Below are 15237 nucleotides of genomic sequence, written 5' to 3' on the forward strand. Positions count from 1 at the left end.
TCCTCAGCCCTTGGCGGCCGCCTTGAGGCCGTCTTCGAGCTCCTTGATGACGTTGGCGGCGGCCTCGTCGGGCGAGCGCTGCCCGGAATAGACGGCACCGAACTCACGGTTGATCAGCGCGGTCATGGTCGAGACCTGCAACGGCGACGAGATATAGCGCTCGAAGGTCTGCGCCAGCGGCAGCATATCGACATAGCCCTGCTCGGCGGCCGGGAAGTTGAGGCTTGCCAACAGCGATTTCTGCGCCGGGTACTGGTTGTAGGTCTTGAACGTCTCGGGCCCGACCAGATAGCGCACAAACTCCCAGGCTTCCTTGGGATGCTTGGTGTTGGCGTTGATGCCGAGCGCGCGCCCGCCCAGATGCGAGATGCGCTTCACCGAGCCCTTCGGGATCGGCGCCGTCAGCAGCGGCTGCTCCGACTGGCCCTGCGCCGCGCGGAAGGTCTGCGGCGGGAAGAAGGTGATGGCGCAGTCGCCGCGCCCGAGGCCACCGACCAGTTCCGGGTCGCCCCAGGAATTGACCGTGATCAGGCTGTCGGGCGTCAGCCCGTTGGCGAAGTAAGCGTTGAAATAGGTCATCGCGCCGGCGATGTCGGCGGCGGTCACCCCCAATTTCCACACGCCGGGGCTGGTCTCCTCGAGCAGCGTCTTGCCGTTGCTCCACAGATAATAGTTGGCAAGGATCCACATGCCGCCGTCGGGCGCGCTGCCGGCGGGGAAGCAGAAGCCGTACTGGCCCTTGGCGGTGTCGGTCAGCGCCTTGGAGGCGGTGGCGAGGTCGTCCCAGCTGTCGGGGAAGCTCTTGATGCCGGCTGCCGCGAGCAGGTCCGGGCGATAGGCCATCGAGAAGGTGTCGGCCGACCAGGGCAGGCCGTAGATCTTGCCGTCGAGCGTAGCGAGGTCGGTGGCGAGGAAATCGCCGATGCCGGCGCCGGGCGGATCCGCGGCGATCAACGGGTCGAGATCGAGCACCAGCTTGGAGCGCGCCAGGTCGCGCGTCCACACGAAGGCCATTTGCTGCACGTCGGGACCGGCGCCGGCCGGCACCTCGCGCGCGAGCTGCGCCAGCGTATCGCCACCGCCCATGGTTTCTAGCTTCACCTGGATGTTCGGGTGGCTGGCGTTCCAGGCGTCCACCGCGGTGACCAGTCCGCCGATCTCGGTAGGCGGATCGAACTGGCGGAAGGTCAGTTGCACCTTGTCCTGCGCCGAAGCGGCGCCGGCAAGGGCGAGTGTGGTGATCACGGTCGAGGCCAGCGCCAGCCCGTGCCAGGCGCGGAACAGTTTCATGGTCGATCCTCCAAAGAGCTTGAGCCCGTCGTTTTGCTGTTTGTGCCGATAGGGTCGCGAGCGCCCGCATTTGCTGCTCTATGCATAACTCGCATATCATCGACATGATATCGGGCGGTCGTTGCCGCCGGATACGCGCCAGGCAAGCAGAAATTCAGCTCAACTCGCGCCATATCTGCGCCCATCCAGTGCATTGACGGCGGAAGGCGTCAAATGCAAACATCCAATAGGTTATTCACTTTACGCATAGGTGAGGCATTGCGCGAGCTGCGCCAGTTCGTCGAGGTGGCCAACCGGCAGTCGATCTCGCGTGCCGCCAAATCGCTGAACATTTCGCAGCCGGCGCTGTCTCGCGCCATCCGCCAGCTCGAGGACAGCTACGGCGCGCCGCTGTTCACCCGCACCGGCAACGGCGTGGTGCTGAGCCCGGCCGGCTCGGCTCTCTACAGCCGGGCGGTGCGCATCCTGCCCGCCCTTGATGAGGCGCGCGAGGAGATCGAGCATCTGCAGGGCCGCGCCAAGGCCTCGCTCCGCCTCGCCACGGGCGACCTGTGGGGCCTGGTGATCCTGCCTGAGGTGATCAACGATTTCGTCCAGGCGCACCCCGATGTCGTGGTCCACACCACCATCACCGACGACGGCACGCGCTTCGAGGGCCTTCGCAACGGCATCTACGACATCGTCTTCGGCCGGCTCTCGCACAAATACCAGGCGGTGCTGCATCCCGAATTCGAGCCGATGATGCGGCAGGCGACCTATGTCTATTGCGACGCGCGCCATCCGCTCGCCGGCACCGCGCCCGATCTCGAAACGCTGCTGGCGCAGCGCTGGATCAGTCCCGGCTATGATGACGACGCGGGGCCCGGCCGTATCGGCGGCCATCCGCGCGATTTCGCCGTCCGCGTCGAGAACGTGATGCACGCGCTGATGCTGATCCAGGGCTCGCCGCTGATCATGGCGGCCTCGAGCGGCTTCGTCGATCTGTTCCGGCAGTCCGGCGTCGTGCATCTCGAACTCGACGATGCGCCGCGCCCACAGGAATCGGGCGCCATCTACACCGAGCGCGCGCTGCAAAAGCCGCTGGTACGCGAATTCCTGCGCCGCGCCCGCACCCGCGCATCACACCTGGATCTGCCGTCCTGGCCACCATCCATTGAGACTTCGCCTCTTGAAGACAGATGAGGGCAGCCGACGGGGCCTATGGCGGCAGGAAGCGTCATCCGGAGTGATATCTCGCCGCCCTGCGTCGCGGGTAGCACTTCCGCGCGTTTCCTCAGCCCCCTAGCGCGTCGCGCGGAGTTCGTTGACGACCTTCTCGCGCAAAAACCCGTAGGACGCATCGAGACCGGGCGCGACGACGAGAATGGGCCCGCCCCGGGCGATGGCCACATCTGTCGGCGGCAGATACACCCGCGCGCCTGCTTCGGCGGCGATAAGGGCACCCGCCAGCATGTCCCAACCGAACAGATGGCGCTCGTAATAGAGATCGCCGATGCCGTCGGCGACCCGCACCAGGCCAATGGCGGCCGCGCCCATGCGTCGATAGTCGGTGCCGAGGGCATAGAGCTGCCGGGCGACCTCGACATAGGTGTCGAAATCGGTCCGTCGCGAATGGCCGAGAATGGCGATGGCCCGCGAGGGATCGCTGCCGGTCGAGACATGGATTGGAACGCCGTCCTTGCTGGCGCCCTGCCCGCGCGCCGCCGAATAGACCTTATCCTGCGCCGCATCGTAGATCGCGCCGAGCTCGACCTCGCCGGCCACGACGAAGGCGACCGACACGCCCCAGTGACGAAAGCCGCGGATATAGTTGGTCGTGCCGTCGATCGGATCGACGACCCAGACGCCGCCGCGGGCCGAGCTGCCGCCGCTCTCCTCGCCGATAAAACAATCGTCGGGGAAGGCCGCGGCAATTGCTTGGCGGATCGTCTCCTCCGCCTGCCGGTCGGCGACGGTCACGAAATCCTGCAGGCCCTTGCTTTCGACGTTCAGCCCGAGCGGCCCCATGCGCTCGCGAAACGCCAACGCCTCGCGGCCAACCTGCCGCACGACCTGTTCAGCGAGGCGGACGCGGGCCGCGAGGTCGAGCCCGGATACAGCAAGCAGCGTCACGCCGACCTCCGCCGCACGAGGCTCACCGGGGTGAACTCGACCTGCGTGGCCCGGCGCGGATTGTCCATCCGGCTCATCAGGAGCTCGATCGCCTGCATGGCCTGGACGTCGCAATGCTGGCGAATGGTGGTGAGCTGATAGGCGCCCCAGGCCGCCTGCGGAATGTCGTCGTGGCCGATGACCCGGATGCGCGGCAGGCGCCGATGCGCCCGGTCGCGGTTGAGCCGGTCCACAACGCCGCAGGCGAGATAGTCGTTGGCGCAGAAGACGCCGTCGCAACCGAGCTCGAACAGCTGCCCCGCTTGCTCGAAGCCCGCCTGGTAGTCATTGGCGGGGACCGGGATCAGTTCCGACGGCAGCCCCAGCGCGCGACAGCGGGTGAGGAACGCGTCGGTGCGGCGGCGGACCGTGTACGACACCTCCGTGCCGGCCATCACCAGCGGCCGCCGGACCCCGGCTTCGGCAAAATGCGCTGCCGCCAGCTGGCCCGCCGCCTTGTCGTCGCTGACCACCCGGTCGACCAGGGGAATATCGTCGCCCTTGTTGATGAGCACTATGGGCACGCCCCGATCGGCGCACTCCTCGCACAGCGAGGAGGGCGGCGCATCGGAGGTGATGATCACTCCGGACACGGCATATTGCAGCAGCTGACCCACGAGTTCGCTGGTGTCCTGCGACTTGCTCACCGGCAGCAGCACGGGGCGATAGTTCCGCTCCAGCAGGGCATGCGCGATCTGCTCGACCTGTACGATGCGGTACGGGTTGTCGAAGCTGGCCGCCACCACGCCGACCAGGTCCGAGCGCTGGTTGATCAGGCTGCGCGCCAGGAAATTGACGCGATAGCCGAGCTGCTTGGCGGCATCGTAGACCTTGGCGCGCGTCTCCGGCGAGATGCTGGCGTCGGGCGTGAAGGCGCGCGACACCGCGGCGCGCGAAACCCCGGCCTGCGAGGCGACATCGAACGATGTGACCCGGCGCCGGCGCGTCTCGGTTTCGCTCAAGGCGTGCCCTCCCGCGCAGGACCGGGCCGCATCAGGTCGGGCAGGTCGGTGCAGATGCCGAGCACCGGCAGCCGCGCCAGATCGGCGAGGATTTCCGGGCGCTCCTCGTGCCACAGCACCAGTTCCCGGCCCTGCGCGAAGGCCCGCTCGATCAGGGCGGGCGTGACCAGATCCTGCGGGCGCGTTCCGGCCCGCTCCCAGCAGAGATGCAGCACGTCCGCGCCGGCCAGCTCGCCGAGCTGGAACGGGTCGTCGCCAACGCGGACCAGCACCGACAGCGGATAGCCGCAGCCGGCGTCACGAAGCTCGCGGACCTGCGCCGGATCGAACGAGCCGAAGCTAGCGAAGGCCTGCTGGTGCGCCTCGAGCTCGCGCCAGCACAGCATACCGCTGCCGGGCGCCTTCAGCTCGACATAGAGCCCGCAGCCCAGCCGCCGGCCGAGCTCGGCCACCTCGGCGAAAGTCGGGACCGCGGGAACGAGCGCGCGCAGCTCGGCCAGCGTCATTTGCGAGATGCGGCGATCGACGCCGAAGACCCGCTGCAGATGATCGTCGTGACTGACCACGACGACGCCGTCGCGGGTCAGCTGCGTATCCAGCTCCCACATCTCCGCCCCGAGCTCGGCGGCGAGCGCAAACGACGCCAGCGTGTTCTCGGTCGCATGGCCGCTGGCACCGCGATGCCCGATGCAGAACGGAAATTCCGCTTTCCGCGCCGGCCAGCCGAAGCGGGCGATGAAAGGCGAGAAATCGTGCGCCTTCACAGGCGACTCCCATCTTCGCCAAAGACCATGATCTTGTCGCCGGCAGCGGCCCAGGTCACGGCGTCGCCGACCTTGAGATCACCGCGCACCGGCTGGATCGAGCGCAACATACCGCCATCGGCCAGCCGCACATCGTAGAGGTTTTCGCGGCCCTGCGTCTCGACGAAGACGATGGTACCGGGGATCTGCACATCGCCCTGCGGACCGAAATCCTCGGGGCGAATGCCCAGCGTCACCCGGCCGGCGCCGGCCGGTCGCCCCCTGCCCGGCAGCGGGATGCGGATGTCGCTCTTGTCGAGCAGCACCGCGCCATCCTGCGCAGTGCCCTTGAGGAACGCGATCGGCGGATTGCCGAGGAACCCCGCGACGAATTCGGTGCGCGGGTCGTGGTACATTTCGCTGGGGGTCGCGATCTGGATGATCTCGCCGGCGTTCATGATCGCGATGCGGTCACACATGCTCATCGCCTCGACCTGGTCGTGGGTGACGAGGATGGCGGTGATGCCGGTCTCGAGCTGCAGCCGCCGGATTTCGGAGCGCATTTCGAGGCGCAGCTTGGCATCGAGATTGGCAAGCGGCTCGTCGAGCAGCAGCACGTCGGGTTTGCGGATGAGGGCGCGGGCGAGCGCCACGCGCTGCTGCTGGCCGCCCGACAACTGGGCCGGCCGACGCTCGAGCAATTCCTCGATATGGACGAGCGCGGCGATCGCACTGACCTGCTGCTTGATGTCAGCCGCCGCCAAGCCCTTGACCTGCAGCGGAAAGGCGATGTTCTGCCGTACCGTCATATGCGGGTAGAGTGCATAGGACTGGAACACCACGCCGACATTGCGCAGCTGGCTCGGCACATTGGTGACGTCGTTGTCGCCGAACAGGATGCGGCCGCCTGAGACGCGATGGATGCCGCAGATCGAGAACAGCGTCGTCGACTTGCCGCAGCCCGACGGGCCGAGCAGCGCCAGCATCTCGCCGTCGCGGATCTCGAGATTCATGTCTTCGATGACCTTCACGGCCCCGAAGCTCTTGCTGAAATGATCGAGCAGGATGCGCATCAGCCTTTGGTGCCTCCGCCATAGATGTTCATCAGGTGCCGCTGGAACAGCACGAACAGGACGATCACGGGGATCGCGTAGAACACGCCGACCGCCTTGAACATGCTGAGATCGAAATTGTTGTCGTCTGCGATCAGCGAGGCAAGATAGACCGAGAATACCTGCACATTGTTGCCCGGCGCCAACACGCGGGGCAGGATGAACTCGCTCCAGCCCGACAGGAACGCGAACAGCCCGAGCGCGGCGAGCGCCGGAAACACCTGGGGCAGCACAAGACGGCGCCAGACGGTGAAGCGCGAGGCGCCGTCGGTGATCCCCGCCATTTCGATTTCCCACGGAACGGTGTCGTAGAATCCCTTCATCAACCAGATGCCGAGCGGCAGATCGAGCGCTGCCTTGACCAGGATCACGCCGATCAGCGTATTGTAGAGCCCCACCATCTGCAGCACGACGAAGATGGCGATGAGCAGCGTGACTGACGGAAAGGCGTGCATGACCATGACGCCCGCCAGCAGCACGCTGCGGCCCGGCACGTTGAGCCGCGACAGCGCGTACCCCACCATCGAGGAGATGAGCAGCACCACGGTGGTCGTCGAGGTCGCGAACAGCAGAGTATTGACCAGCACCACCCAGACCGACGGCTTGCCCACCTTGGTGTGCCAGAGGAAATCCCAGTGGCTGAGCGTGAACGTGTCGGGGATCAGTGAGCCGGTCGAGGAATCGGTCACCGTGTCCACGAACAGGTAGATGTACATCACCACCAGCGGCAGCGAGAGCAGCGTCAGCAGCAGGACGATCGGCCAGGTGCGGAAATTGGCGGAGGGAGCGGAGGAAGCGGCCATCTTCAATGCTCGATGATCGGCCGCGAGACCAGCGCGCGGTAGTTGAAGACGCGCAGATAGAGGAGCGCCAGCGTGATGCCGATGATCACGAGGACCAAAGCCATCGCCGCGCCGTACCCATAGTCGAGATTGCCCGCATAGTTGAAGAGCGCGGTGTGATAGGCCGCCAGCGACCACACTTCCGTCGAGCCGCCCGGCCCGCCATTGGTGGCGAGCAGGATGTAGTCGTACGAGGCGAGCAGCGACAGCGTCTGGTAGCAGGTGATGAACAGGATCGGCCAGCGCAGCTGCGGCAACAGGATGTGCACGATCTGCTGCCAGCGGCTCGCGCCGTCGACCTCGCTGGCCCAGAACTGGCTCTGCGGGATGGCCTTGAGCGCCGAGGCGAAGACCAGCATGCCCATCGAGGCGCCGACCACGCCGTTGATGAGGATGACGAACACCCAGGCATTGGTGCCGGTGTCAAGAAGCCAGTTGCGGGGCGCCACGCCGAATGGAGCAAGCAGCATCGACAGAAAGCCGTTGTCCCAGGCCACCCATTTCCACATCAGCACGTAGATCACCGGCGGCGTGATGCGCGGCAGCAGCCACAGCGAACGGAAGAAGCCCGACGTCCGGTCCGGCATGTAGTGCGTCGCGATGGCGAGGAACATCGCATAGGCAGTATTGAAGATGATCAGCACCATGGCGACGTAGAACACCGTATTGAGCATGGTGCGCAGTGCGTCCTTGGACGCGAACATCCGCTCGAAATTTCCCGTGGTCCACACCCATCCGGTCCAGGTGTTGTCGGCGATCGTCTCCTTCTGCTCAGGCGTCGCCTTGATGCCGAGGCCGTCGATCGCCTCGAACAGCGCGGTCTTGCTCGAGAAGCGGGCATTGACGATCGAGCGATTGAACGCCTCGGAAATCTGCTTGACCACAGCGGTGCTGGGCCTGCCACCAAGGGTCTTGATCATGCGTTCGGCGTCGCGGCGATTGTCGAACACCTCGCCCATATGCTTGGCGGCCAGTTCGTCGAGCAGCGGCTTGGGCACGCTGGTCTGGCCGAGCGCGTCGAGCCCGGCCTGATCGATGACATAGCGCGGCTGCGACAGCTCGTCGGCAAGGTCCGGCAGCGCCGTCTTGAGGCGCGAGATCGAACTCGGCGCGACCTGGTAGACGCCGCCCGAAACGCCCGTGGCGGTGCTCATATTGGTGAACGAGAAGGCCGCCGTCAGCACCACCGGCGCGAGAAAGAACAGCACGACCATCACCAGGCCCGGCAGCAGCAGCAGCCAGGCGAGCGTGCGCGAGCCGTAGAGCAGCCGGCGGGTGCGGCTGCCCAGCGCCGGCTGGACGACGCCGGCGCCGGCGTCAGCGGGGGATGTAGGTGTGACTGTCATGACCGATCGGGACGACGCCTGGACGGCGGCCGATGCCGCCGTCCAGCGCTCATGGCTAGCGGATGACGATTGCGTCGCCGAGCGTCGACTTCAGGTCGGACTCGGCATCGTTGGCTGCCTGCTCGGGCGTCTTGGTGCCAGTCCAGGACGCTTCGAGGTTCTTCCACATGATGTCCCAATATTTGCCGAAATCAGCATTGTTGGGCATCGCATTGGCGTAGGGCAGCAGCGCCGAGGTCGCCTCGGACGCCCAGCGGTCGGCCGCATAGAACGGGATCTTGCCTTCCGACTGATCGACGCCCAGATGCGACGACTTGATCGCGTGCAGCGCGTTGATGCGCGGCTCGGTAGCAATAGCGACGAGCTGCGCGGCGATCTGGGCGTCCTCGTCGGTGTGGCCGGCGCCCAGCACATAGACCAGCGGGTGAGTCAGCGTATTGGCCTTGCCGCCGTCGCCCGCCGGCGCCAGCGTGAACAGGATGTTGCCGAAGAAGTCGGTCAGCCCCTCCTGATTGACCATGCGGGCATAATGCCAGGTGCCGGCATCCCAGATGCCCGCCTGGCCGGTCGAGACCTCATGCCACCACTGGTCGCCCGGCAGGCCGATATGGTTCTTCTTGGTGACGCCGGTCGACACTGCGTCGGCGAAGAACTGATAGACCCGCTGCATCGCCGCCTTGTCGAAGACGAGCTTGCCATTCTCCTCCATCGTGCCGCCCATCGAGGTGTAGAACATCCAGAAATCGGGGCCGTTCGAGGCGCGCGGATAGAAGCCGTAGCCGGGCTGGACCAGCCCTTTGTCCTGCATCTTCTTGGCGTCTTCGAGCACGTTCTTGAGCGTATACTCGCCCTTCTGCACTCTCTCGGGCAGCGCCGCGATGTCGTCGTCGGAATAGCCGATCGCCTTCATATGCGGCTTCCAGAAGAAGAATGGCCGCGACTCGGCGTCCTGCGGGATGCCGTAGACGACGCCGCCATAGGAGGCGATCTCCATGAGGTTGGGATAGACGTCCGAAAGCGGCCAGGAGTCGAGATCGACATAGTTCTCGATCGGCACGATCAGGCCGGCCTGCGCCCACGGGGCGATGTCCTCATGGCCGGTGACGATGATGTTGGGTGAATTACCGGCTTGCGCGGCAAGGGTCACAGCCGGCTTGAAATCGTCCCAGCCGTTGTAGACCTTCTTGGTGACGGTGATCTTGAGATCGTCGCCGGCAATGGCCGCCTGCCGCTGCAGCAGATCGGCGGCGATTTCGATGGCGTCGACGCGGTAGGTATCGTTCGGGCCGGTGCCGCCGGCCCACACGCTGATGTTCACATCCCGGGCCTGCGCGCCCGCGACGGCTGCCGCCAGCATCAGCGACGCCAAGGCAGTTGCGCGCAGCAATTTCGAAGAAAAGGTCATCTCGGTATTCTCCCTGTGAGCCTTGCGGCTGGTCCTCCTCGGGCGCGAGCGACTGCGGACACGCTCCCGACCCCTCGCGCTGACTGTCCCAGCTGTAGCCGCTGTGTACCGGCCGCGTATTGCGGGCCCGTGACAATTTGCGCCTTCCTGTCGGCCGGGGCGGTTTGTCGTCACCCCGTTGCACACGTGTACACTGGCAGCCTTTCCGCGCGCGGTCAAAGCCTTTTTGTGACTCCGGCGACGGCGCGCTCAGAGCCCGTAGCGTGCGTAGAGCTCGGGCGGCGCTTCGTGTGCGCGCAACTCGGCGACGATGCCGGCGCGAAGCCGCGCTTCGATCACAGCATCGCGGAACGGGCTGAGCTGGCGCGGATCGGCCACAAGATCGAAGAGCTGCGTGCCGCAATTCTCGAACACGCGGCCGTCGACATTGGGGATGCGGCGGGCATCGCGCAGCGCGTCGATGCGCAGCACCGGCATCTGCTTGGTGAAGGAGAAGTCCCGCACGAGCTCGGCCGTCTGCAGCTCGGCGGCGGACATCATCGAGCGGATATGGGTGGGCATGAGGGTATATTCACATAGGCCCGGCGCGTAGAGGTCCTCGGGGTAGAGATAATAGGCATAGCGGCCGTCGGTGGCGCCGACCGGGCCGCCGAACATGCCGAAGATCGCGACCGCGCGGCCGCCCTCCTCCGCACGCAGCCGGTCGAGGATCGACGTCCCCCGGACCTCGGGCGGCACCGGCACGCCGAAAATCTCGAGCAGGGTCGGCATGAGATCATGGGTCTGCGTCAGGCCGCCGACGCGCGCGCCGGCGCGGCCGGCATGCGCGGGGTGATGCAGCAGCAGCGGGATGTGCGAGATCTCCTCGTAGTAGGGCTCGAGGTTCTTGCCCCACCAATCGTGCTCGGCGAGCAAATAGCCGTGATCGGTGGTGAGGATGAGGGCAGTATCCTCCCACATGCCGTGCGCATCCATGAAATCGAGCAGCCGGCCGAAATAGGCGTCGCACATGCTGACCAGGGCGGCGTAGTTGGCGCGGATCTCGGCGATCTCCTCCGGGCTGTCGGTGACGTGCTCATAGAACGGCCAGTCGAGGATGCCGCCGGTCCAGCCGGTCTCGCGCGCGGCCTTGAAGCGGGCGGGCGCGTCGAACGGCTCGTGCGGATCGAAGCATTCGAGCTGCAGGAACCAATTGTCCGCCGCGTGATTGGCCTCGAGAAACTCCAAGCCCGAGGCGAAGCAGCGGGCGGTGGGGAAGTCCGCCTCGTCGTTCATATATTCCTTGTTGATCGCGTGCTGCAGGCGCATGCGCGAGGAGGCGTCGATCTCGGTGCCGAATTTGTAGTGCCGGCCATCGTAGAGCGCGCGAAACCGCTCCAGCGGCGGCTGCACCATCGCCTTCCACGGATCGTTCTCCTGACCGCGGATGAAGTCCCAGCTCGCATATCGCTGGTGATAGGTGATGCCGCCCTCCTCGAAATAATGCGAGTGATCGGTGACGAGATGGGAATGGACGCCATGCTCCTTGAGCAGTTCCGGGAAAGAATTGTCGAACGGCTCCAGTGGTCCCCAGGACCGATGCGTGAAATTGAGGCGGCCGGTATGCAGATCCCGGCGGGCCGGCATGCAGGGCAGGCTGCCGACATAGTGGGTGTCGAATGTCACCGCGCGGCGGGCGAAGCGGTCGAAATTCGGCGTGCCGATGTGGCCGCCATAGGCGCCCAGCGCCAGCCGGTTGAGCGAATCGAACAGCACCAGGATCGCGCGCATCCTTCCCCCCGCTTGGCTCGTCCAGATAGGCAGAATCGCGTGGCGCCGTCAAAACCGCACCGATGCCCAGGTCGACGCGTCGCGGCGCCTAGTCTAGGTTCGCGGCCATGATGCAGCTCCTCCGCGCTCTTGCCGCCGCCCTCCTGTTCCTCACTGGCGCCGCCGCGACCGGTGCCGCCGACCTCCGCCCCGAGGGACACGCGCACAATGACTACGAGCACGCCCGGCCGCTGGTCGACGCGCTCGCCGCCGGGTTCACGAGCGTCGAAGCAGATATCTGGCTGGATGCCGGACAATTGCGGATCGGGCACTCTTATGCCGCCCTGCGGCCCGGACGGACGCTGCAAAGCCTCTATCTCGATCCGCTCGCGGCGAAGGCCGCCGCGGAGACGCTGCAGCCGCTGATCCTCCTGATCGACATCAAGACGGAGGGCGAATCGACCTATGCCGCGCTCGAGCAGGCGCTCGCCCCCTATGCCGGCATGCTGACCCGGTTTGAGGCCGGAAAATTAGTGCCCGGACTGGTGACAGCCATCGTCTCAGGCAACCGGCCTTTGGCCACGATGCAGGCGGAGCCGCGCCGGCTCGCCTTCTACGACGGCCGCATGAACGATCTGGACAGCGGTCTGCCGGCAGATCTCATGCCACTCGTTTCCGACAACTGGACCAAGATCTTCAGCTGGACCGGCGCCGGCGAGATGCCGCCGGCCGAGGCGGCGCACCTCCGGGATATCGTCACCAGGGCCCATGCGGCAGGCTACAAGCTGCGCTTCTGGAACACGCCCGACGCGCCCGGCCCCGATCGCGACCGGCTATGGCGCCTGCTCGCCCTGTCGGGCGTCGATTTCATCAACACCGACGACCTCCCCGGCTTCGCCGCCTTCCGTCGGACGCTGGGACCCAAAAGCTGAGACCATGGTGTCTGGAGTACCGTTCTATCGTGCGCGACGGGAAACCCGTCGTCGAGATACGGCCCTCCGGCAGGGGTGCCGCCTGTCGGCCAGACGCAGGTAGGCGACGGTGCCATATGGCACGGATCCGCCCTAGGCCCTGGCCCGGGAACGCGCCCTGCTGATTCTTGCGGACCCAGATGCGAATGAGGTTGCAGGAAAACGTCGTGCCGTTGCGACAGCCCATGCAGCGTCTCCCCGCGATGAACCAGTCCCGGACGGGGCCCAAGGCGCCTGTTTGCCCTGGTAGCGGAGGAGGGATGCGCTCCCACGATCCGCCTCTACCGCCCGCAAATCCTGAGACCGCACACTCACTAGGCGACCTCGGACACGTGACCTTGTCACAAATCATCGGGCACCCGCACGCTCTAGACTCTTGGCACTGGACCAACACTTTTTCGGACTGGTCAACTCGCCGGTCATTATGTCTTGCGTCGCAATAAGTCAGCTACCGACCGCCAAACATCACGAGCGTCTCACTTGAGGGGATGCACTGTCCCCTGTGGTGCGGCGCTTCACCGAAAAGATTGGGATCGCCCGCAGCGCATGTCCACATCGTGCGCTCCAGTCCTGTGTCACACATGCCGCAGCCGGAGCACGCGACCACAGATCCAGGATTCCAACGACTCGACGGTGACCCACTTGCGGCTGGCTGGGGCGCTAGGACCCGCGCCCAATTTCCGTCGGCCGGGAAACCCTAGCAAATCCGGGGGATTCGGCTGCGGATCAATGTGCTTGTGCTACACTCGTGCGGCACACCGTCACCCCGGGTTACCTGCCGTGAGGCCTCGACAGAACCCTCGGCGAAGGTCGTCCCCCGACACCCTGACGCCTCCTTTTTGTACCGCCTGAAGGGGATTACGTGACAATCGCACTGGGCCGTCCCCCATCTGCGGCTCGCACTGGCAATTGCAGGACGCCCGCAAATTGCTCGGGGTTCACGAAGGAGCGCAGGGATACGAGGCCTGACCGGCCGGGACCTCGTGACGCGCGTCGTTTCGAGCCGCGAGCGGCGCGGCGCGCTCGATGGATCGACGCCGGAAGAACTCGCGGCCACCGCACTACGCGACGATGCCAACACGCCGATCGCTTTCGTGCCGCTCGAGAAGCGCGGCCCAAGGGCGGAGGCGGCCGGCCGCAAGGTCAGCAAGCGGATCGTGGAGACGCACGCCGAGGATGTCATTGCTACGTTCGGCGAAAACGGCGTCAAGGTGAGCATGCTGTTCTGCGCCGGCGACTTGCCGAACGTATCGACCACCGGCCTGTTCGTGCTGCCGTCGACGGTGATGACGCAGGTGGTGAATGCCGTTTTCGCCGCCGGGCGGCTCGGCATGTTCATGCCGATACCCGAGCAGCGCGAGCACTTCATCGCGCGCTGGCAAGCGCCGGGCCGCGAGGTGGGGGCGTGCCGCTGCTGCCAGGCACGACGCCACTCGAGATCGATTCCGCCGGCGCCGAGATGGCGGCGTTGCAGCCCGACTTCGTGATCATGGACTGTCTCGGCTATGCCGACGAGATCAGGTCGCGCATCCAGCCGATCGTGCGGGTCCCGACGCTGCTTGCCTTCAACACGGTCATGGCCGTGCTAAAGCAGCTCCTCCAGCTGTTATTACCAAGCAGCCGTGGCATCCTCGCGGCCCAGGCTGGGCAGGACCTCTATAGGCTGGGCGGCTGGCATCATCATAGCGACGTGCGGATGGTCCCACCCAATACCCCGGCTCCTGGACTGGCCGGTGCGATCCTACTGATCCGGTGGCCGATGCGCTCCAAGCGCCCCAGGCACTTGATGTCGAGATGGAGCAGTTCACCGAGCCGTTCCCATTCGTCTATCGCACGACATAACCGAGACGGCGGCCCAGCTCTTCGGCGCGGCTCATGGTCATGGCGGCGAGTTGCTGTTGTCGCGCGGCGTCAAAGCGGTATTTCGGCACGGCGACGGTGAGCGCGCCGACCACGGTGCCGCGCACGTCGCGGATGGGCACAGCAAGGCCGCAGGAGCCGATTTCGTATTCCTGATCATTGAGGGCGTAGCCGCGCTGGCGGATGCTGTTGAGCTCTTCCTCGAGGTCGCTGCCGAGCTTGGTGAACTGCGTGTAGCGCGGGAGCGGCGCCGACAGTGCGGCGTGCAACGCACCCGGCACGAAGACGAGAAATACCTTCCCGGCCGCGGAAGCGTGGGCGGGCATGGCCGTGCCGGGGCGCACATATTGCGCCATGCCGTGCTCGCCCATGGCCTGCTCCATCATGATAGTGTCACGGCCGTTCCAAACGGCCATGTAAACGGTCTCCCCGGTCTCGGCCGCGAGCTGGACGAGCGTGGGCCGGCCGACCTTGACCACGTCGAGATCGGCGATCAGTGGTCCGGCGAGAGCCACGAGCTCGAACCCGAGCGCAAACCGGCCATCGGAACCGAGGCGTTCGACGAAGCCATGCCGCTCCAGCGTCGCCAGGAGGCGCGACACCGTGCTCTTGTGCAGGCCGACGCGACGACCGATCTCGTTGACGCCGAGTGACTCGCGAGAAGAGCCAATGGCATTGAGGATAGCGATCGCGTGGCTCACCGACGCGACGTCAGGAGTGCGGGACCGTTTGGCCCCGGCGACGGGAGCGGAAGCTGAAGCCGCAGCCTGGCTCATCTATGAGGGTCCTCGAAGGGGTGTGGTTCT

General features: G+C 65.8%; 13 protein-coding genes and 2 pseudogenes. 4 read left to right on the plus strand and 11 right to left on the minus strand.

Translation table 11 applies throughout. The features are described 5' to 3' along the window. Window positions 1-3: 3 nt before the first annotated feature. A complete protein-coding gene (locus tag BGO82_RS16240) occupies window positions 4-1290 on the minus strand; it encodes a sugar ABC transporter substrate-binding protein (protein ID WP_291306662.1) in 1287 nt (428 codons plus the stop codon). Window positions 1291-1548: 258 nt separating this feature from the next. Between BGO82_RS16240 and BGO82_RS16245 the strand changes: the two genes are divergently transcribed. Then, entirely contained in the window at window positions 1549-2472 is a 924-nt protein-coding gene (locus tag BGO82_RS16245; RefSeq protein ID WP_291306663.1) for a LysR family transcriptional regulator, read from the plus strand. A 99-nt stretch (window positions 2473-2571) separates the two neighbouring features. Here BGO82_RS16245 and BGO82_RS16250 read toward each other — a convergent pair whose 3' ends face one another. The 8 genes from BGO82_RS16250 to BGO82_RS16285 all read right to left on the minus strand — a co-directional run bounded on the left by BGO82_RS16250 (window position 2572) and on the right by BGO82_RS16285 (window position 11621). Further along, on the minus strand, window positions 2572-3339 hold the full coding sequence (locus tag BGO82_RS16250) for an inositol monophosphatase family protein (RefSeq protein ID WP_291306761.1): 768 nt from the start codon (window positions 3337-3339) through the stop codon (window positions 2572-2574). Window positions 3340-3398: 59 nt separating this feature from the next. Further along, window positions 3399-4403, minus strand: a complete 1005-nt coding sequence (locus BGO82_RS16255) for a LacI family DNA-binding transcriptional regulator (RefSeq protein WP_291306664.1) — start codon at window positions 4401-4403, stop codon at window positions 3399-3401. Next, window positions 4400-5140: a glycerophosphodiester phosphodiesterase gene (locus tag BGO82_RS16260; RefSeq protein ID WP_291306762.1), complete on the minus strand. Its 741-nt coding sequence runs from the start codon at window positions 5138-5140 to the stop codon at window positions 4400-4402. The genes BGO82_RS16255 and BGO82_RS16260 overlap by 4 nt, the downstream gene beginning before the upstream one ends. 23 nt (window positions 5141-5163) lie before the next feature. Continuing rightward, window positions 5164-6219, minus strand: coding sequence for an ABC transporter ATP-binding protein (locus tag BGO82_RS16265; protein WP_291306665.1), 1056 nt, complete (start codon window positions 6217-6219; stop codon window positions 5164-5166). Continuing rightward, window positions 6219-7061, minus strand: a complete 843-nt coding sequence (locus BGO82_RS16270; protein WP_291306666.1) for a carbohydrate ABC transporter permease — start codon at window positions 7059-7061, stop codon at window positions 6219-6221. Before BGO82_RS16270 ends, BGO82_RS16265 begins: the two co-directional genes overlap by 1 nt. Before the next feature lie 2 nt (window positions 7062-7063). Further along, window positions 7064-8314: a sugar ABC transporter permease gene (locus tag BGO82_RS16275; protein ID WP_366246969.1), complete on the minus strand. Its 1251-nt coding sequence runs from the start codon at window positions 8312-8314 to the stop codon at window positions 7064-7066. Between the two features lie 187 nt (window positions 8315-8501). Further along, window positions 8502-9851 (minus strand): extracellular solute-binding protein, encoded by a 1350-nt coding sequence (locus BGO82_RS16280; protein ID WP_291306668.1) that lies wholly within the window; start codon window positions 9849-9851, stop codon window positions 8502-8504. 249 nt (window positions 9852-10100) lie between these two features. Further along, complete coding sequence (locus BGO82_RS16285) at window positions 10101-11621, minus strand: sulfatase (protein ID WP_291306669.1); 1521 nt, start codon at window positions 11619-11621, stop codon at window positions 10101-10103. A 107-nt stretch (window positions 11622-11728) separates the two neighbouring features. Between BGO82_RS16285 and BGO82_RS16290 the strand changes: the two genes are divergently transcribed. The 3 genes and pseudogenes from BGO82_RS16290 to BGO82_RS21075 form a co-directional block, all read left to right on the plus strand. Then, window positions 11729-12532 (plus strand): phosphatidylinositol-specific phospholipase C/glycerophosphodiester phosphodiesterase family protein, encoded by an 804-nt coding sequence (locus tag BGO82_RS16290; RefSeq protein ID WP_291306670.1) that lies wholly within the window; start codon window positions 11729-11731, stop codon window positions 12530-12532. 1022 nt (window positions 12533-13554) lie between these two features. After that, entirely contained in the window at window positions 13555-14058 is a 504-nt protein-coding gene (locus tag BGO82_RS16295; RefSeq protein WP_291306671.1) for an AroM family protein, read from the plus strand. After that, window positions 14031-14111, plus strand: a pseudogene (locus tag BGO82_RS21075) (hypothetical protein); the annotation flags it as partial. The gene BGO82_RS16295 and the pseudogene BGO82_RS21075, both read left to right, overlap by 28 nt. A gap of 118 nt (window positions 14112-14229) precedes the next feature. Here BGO82_RS21075 and BGO82_RS16300 read toward each other — a convergent pair. Then, window positions 14230-14380 (minus strand): annotated as a pseudogene (locus BGO82_RS16300) (IS481 family transposase); the annotation flags it as partial. Between the two features lie 17 nt (window positions 14381-14397). Next, complete coding sequence (locus BGO82_RS16305) at window positions 14398-15207, minus strand: IclR family transcriptional regulator (protein WP_291306672.1); 810 nt, start codon at window positions 15205-15207, stop codon at window positions 14398-14400. Window positions 15208-15237 lie beyond the last annotated feature (30 nt).

It is taken from the genome of Devosia sp. 67-54 (assembly GCF_001899075.1).
Lineage (GTDB): Bacteria > Pseudomonadota > Alphaproteobacteria > Rhizobiales > Devosiaceae > Devosia_A.